Origin of the sequence: Peribacillus sp. YIM B13481, from assembly GCF_042787985.1 — a bacterium.
Classification (GTDB): domain Bacteria; phylum Bacillota; class Bacilli; order Bacillales; family DSM-1321; genus Peribacillus; species Peribacillus simplex_A.
In genome coordinates this window covers 1-4,032 of record NZ_JBHZPE010000031.1, presented here as the reverse complement: position 1 = coordinate 4,032, position 4,032 = coordinate 1, and the positions used below count along the sequence as shown (strand labels likewise).

Below are 4,032 nucleotides of genomic sequence, written 5' to 3'. Positions count from 1 at the left end.
TTTTCGATGATATATTCCGGTTTTCGATGATATATTCCGGTTTTCGATGATATATTCCGGTTTTCGATGATATATTCCGGTTTTCGATGATATATTCCGATCTTCGCCTATATATTCCGGTTTTCGATGATATATTCCGATCTTCGCCGATATATTCCGATTTTCGATGATATATTCCGGTTTTCGCCGATAAAAAAAGCACCATTCCCTGTAGAGTTGACAAAGAATGGTGCTTTTTTCAAATATGGCGTTTCTTCCGCATTAGCAGTCCCATACAGATAGTAATGAGAGTAAAAGCAATAAAAGCCAAAAACGGAATCGTGATGAAGCCTAACCAATTAATATACTCACCGGAGCAAGGAACACCACTTTGGCACATTTCGAAATGCTGTAGTGCTGGAATTTTTTGCAGACTATAGTGATACCCTGAAACCAACATGCCCAAAATCGATAATGGGAGTATGTACCGATGGATTTTCAGGTCCTGCTCATAAAAGGCACGGCCCAATAAAATAACGAGCGGGTACATCAAGATCCTTTGATACCAACAAAAGGTACAAGGTACATAATGGAGAACCTCACTAAAATAGAGACTTCCAGCAGTGGCAATGATTGATAGGATCCACGAAAATAATAATGGCTTGTTCATCAACTATTTCTCCTTCGCTGCATCATCAACCATTTTCACTAAATCATCGATTGTATTTCCTTCAAACTTCTTGCCATTAACAAATAAGGAAGGTGTTCCAGAAACGCCTAATTCGTCGGCAATCTTCATATCCTTGTTCCATTGGTCCTCAGAATTATCGGCTTTAAAAGAGGAAACGACCTTTTTCACATCTTTGTCATTTGCGATTTCTTTCAATGTATCTTCTAGAAATTTGTCCGTAAACACATCTTCCTTTTCATATTTCGGGTCATCTGGCTGCTTATCGTACAACAGCTCATGAAATTTCCAAAAGGTATCATTTCCTAATTCTTGATAAACACTTTCCGCAAATTTAGCGGATCTAATTGAATCGACGTTAATGAACGAATAATTCATGAAATAAAATTGTGCTTTTCCAGTATCAATCAATTCACTTTGTATAGAAGGAAAGAACTTCTCCTCGAATGTCTTACACACTGGACATTTATAATCACCAAATTCCACAATTTGAACAGGAGCCGATTTTTCTCCCAAATAGGGCTGTGATTTATAATCCATTTCATATACAGCTGTATCTGTATCTTTGTCTTTCCCATTCGCTAAAAATATAAAGCCAATAATGATTACAGCGATTAACCCTATGATCCAAAACATGAATGCAGAAGATTGTTTTGAATTACCCTTTTTTTTATTAGACATCATATACCTCCATCTGTTGTAGTTGTTTAGAAATTCCTTATACAGCCATAATGGACCTATAAGCACCATTAAGGCCGATTTCAGTTCCCCCTTCCTATATGTCTCTCACCTGTAACTGATTCATTTACACGTAATAATATAAGTTTCACTATGATGTTTGTCAATTACACATACCTTTTATTTTTGCTTCTTCTTAACGGCGTTACTTGACAGGGTAAAGGTTAATGGATAAATATTATTCTTGCACCCTCAATTATAACTTGTAACTACTTGAATTACATGTTAAATAATTTATACTATATAAGAATAGAGATTTTAAAGGAGAGAAAAAAGAGATGTCCATCAGTACCCGCTTTTCCGTAGGAATCCATATATTATCTCTTTTAGAAATAAATAAAGAAGGCGTTAACACTTCTGATTTTATTGCAAAAAGTGTAAACACCAACCCAGCATTAATCAGAAAAATCACCGGCATGCTGAAGAGTGCAGGTTTAGTCAACGTTCGTCCAGGTATTGCCGGAGCGACATTGGCCAAGGAATTATCGGATATTACTTTACTTGATGTTTACCAGGCTGTTAACGTTGTATCCGATAAAGAGCTATTTGGAATCCATGAAAATCCTAATCCAGCATGCACCGTTGGAAGAAATATACAAAATACGATAGAACCCATCTTTTCAGTTGCTGAACTTGCCTTGGAAAAGGCATTGGGAGTGGTAACGATCGAGGATGTCGTTAAGGATATTTTAGAAAAGGATAAAATGAAATAATCAATGCTTCATTTCATTTTATCCTTTTCGTCGATATGAAGTGTTTTTCGAGCGGGAAGATGGTTTTAAAAGCAAAAAACACATGAGTCGGTCTCTGTGTTTTTTGCTTCTTTCTTATTTGTACTTAGGAACTTCAATCGTCAATTTATAGGAATCTAATAGACTATACAAATTATAAATTTGTTTCACTTGTTTTGTTGCCCAGCCAATATCAGTAGCATACTGGTGTGTAGCATATCCATATTTCTCTGCAGCTATAGGATTCCATCTCATTTTGTATAGCGTGTCCTGTCCAGCAGAGATATATCCTTTGGCGATAAATTCGGCTCCGCCTATGATGGCCGCTTCCGGAGTGAACCAGCCTGCATTATATGCGTATTGAGCGCCGCTGCTTAACGCTGTTCCGTCAAAAGCCCCCACTCCATACATATTATAGACCGTTTTCCCGTTCACCTTAACTCCAGTCGCCAACGGTGAAGTGCCATTCCCGGTTTCCAGCAAAGCATGTGAAATCAGGTAGATTTCATTCACCCCGTACTTTTCCCCTGCCGAAGTGAAGGTTGCAGCTTGGCCTTGTAAAATCCCTTTACCTGAAAGGATTCTATCATTCACTTCAGAAACGTTCATGTTGGTGACTTGGGAGAGCTTAACGAACTGGAACGATTTGATTGGATCATTCACAAAATTATCCGGATTGAGATTATATTCTATATCTTCCGGGCTGGCATTTACCCATGTCTTGTTATAATCCACCTCATACCAATAGTATCCGTCAGTGCCCATGACTTTTGATTTGATATTCAATGATTGATAATTGCTGACAGCACCGACTACCCAATAATTAGATCCAGCTCCGCCCCTGACACGCCATCCAGTTCCTTTTACCGTACCTTTTGTTGGATTGATTAACGTTAACCCATCCTCTCGTATGTAGGTTTTATACGTTTTATCCGTTTGACCATTAACGGCCATTTGGATTTCAACCATCTTGTCCATCGTAAGATTGTACTCTTTATCGATCCTGATTATCGATCCATTAGAACTCCCTGGACCTTCCGGCGCTTTGGCTGTTAAATATTGCGTACTTACATATCCCGTTTTTCCATTAGCTGTGACTCTTGACCAGCCATTAGACTCAGAATATACATTTACGGCCGTATTGTTTACAAGCTTGGCAATAATCGAAGCGGAAGCTGATGCAGAAGAGCGCATATTCAGACTGGAGCCATCATTCACATTTACATATTTAACTAACGTGGTTTCTTCTTCGTCTGGATTCGGATCCGGGCTTTCCGGTACAGAACCAGGCTTCGTTTCTGATAGATATTGCGTACTGACGTAACCTTCTCCGCCATACGCTATAATTTTTGACCAGCCATTTGATTCCGAGATGACTTCTACCTCTGCACCCTTGGCCAATTTCACAATGATGGAAGCACTTTCTGACGGTTTATTCCGCATATTAAGAGAACCAAAGCTTACATTTACATATTTCGTCGTCGTTTTTTCAGGTATGATTGGATTGGGAGCCGTTCCTGGCTTCGTTGTTGAAAGATAGTCAGTACTGACATACCCATCTATTCCATTGGCCTTGATCTTCGCCCAGCCTTTGGATTCCGAATACACCGTCACTTTCGTTCCTTTTGAAAGCTTCGCGACTATGCTGGCACTTTCCGTTCCGCTTTTTCGCATATTCAGAGAACCAGAGCTTACGTTTACATATTTCGTCGTCGTTTTTTCAGGTATGGTTGGATTGGGAGCCGTTCCTGGCTTCGTTGTTGAAAGATAGTCAGTACTGACATACCCATCTATTCCATTGGCCTTGATCTTCGCCCATCCTTTGGATTCCGAATACACCGTCACTTTCGTTCCTTTTGAAAGCTTCGCGACTATGCTGGCACTTTCCGTTCCGCT

The 4,032-nt window shown here is 39.4% G+C and carries 5 protein-coding genes; 1 reads left to right on the top strand and 4 read right to left on the bottom strand.

Translation table 11 applies throughout. The annotated features are described in order from the left end of the window. The 3 genes from ACFX4X_RS16830 to ACFX4X_RS16820 form a co-directional block, all read right to left on the bottom strand. On the bottom strand, positions 1 to 223 hold a 223-nt coding region (locus ACFX4X_RS16830; protein WP_377384865.1), incomplete at its 3' end, for a hypothetical protein. 15 nt (positions 224 to 238) lie between these two features. Then, entirely contained in the window at positions 239 to 649 is a 411-nt protein-coding gene (locus tag ACFX4X_RS16825; protein WP_377384863.1) for a disulfide oxidoreductase, read from the bottom strand. 3 nt (positions 650 to 652) lie between these two features. Continuing rightward, positions 653 to 1,351, bottom strand: coding sequence for a DsbA family protein (locus ACFX4X_RS16820; protein WP_377384861.1), 699 nt, complete (start codon positions 1,349 to 1,351; stop codon positions 653 to 655). Between the two features lie 332 nt (positions 1,352 to 1,683). Between ACFX4X_RS16820 and ACFX4X_RS16815 the strand changes: the two genes are divergently transcribed. Beyond that, positions 1,684 to 2,118: an Rrf2 family transcriptional regulator gene (locus ACFX4X_RS16815; RefSeq protein WP_061465201.1), complete on the top strand. Its 435-nt coding sequence runs from the start codon at positions 1,684 to 1,686 to the stop codon at positions 2,116 to 2,118. Positions 2,119 to 2,232: 114 nt separating this feature from the next. Here the strand turns inward: ACFX4X_RS16815 and ACFX4X_RS16810 are convergent. After that, positions 2,233 to 4,032 (bottom strand): SH3 domain-containing protein (locus ACFX4X_RS16810; RefSeq protein WP_377384859.1); only part of this gene is annotated, 1,800 nt, incomplete at its 5' end.

Excerpts from the sequence above, each read along its gene's own strand:
- ACFX4X_RS16825 (WP_377384863.1), bottom strand. The coding sequence starts at position 649 with ATGAACAAGCCATTATTATTTTCGTGGATCCTATCAATCATTGCCACT.
- ACFX4X_RS16820 (WP_377384861.1), bottom strand. The coding sequence starts at position 1,351 with ATGATGTCTAATAAAAAAAAGGGTAATTCAAAACAATCTTCTGCATTC.
- ACFX4X_RS16815 (WP_061465201.1), top strand. The coding sequence starts at position 1,684 with ATGTCCATCAGTACCCGCTTTTCCGTAGGAATCCATATATTATCTCTT.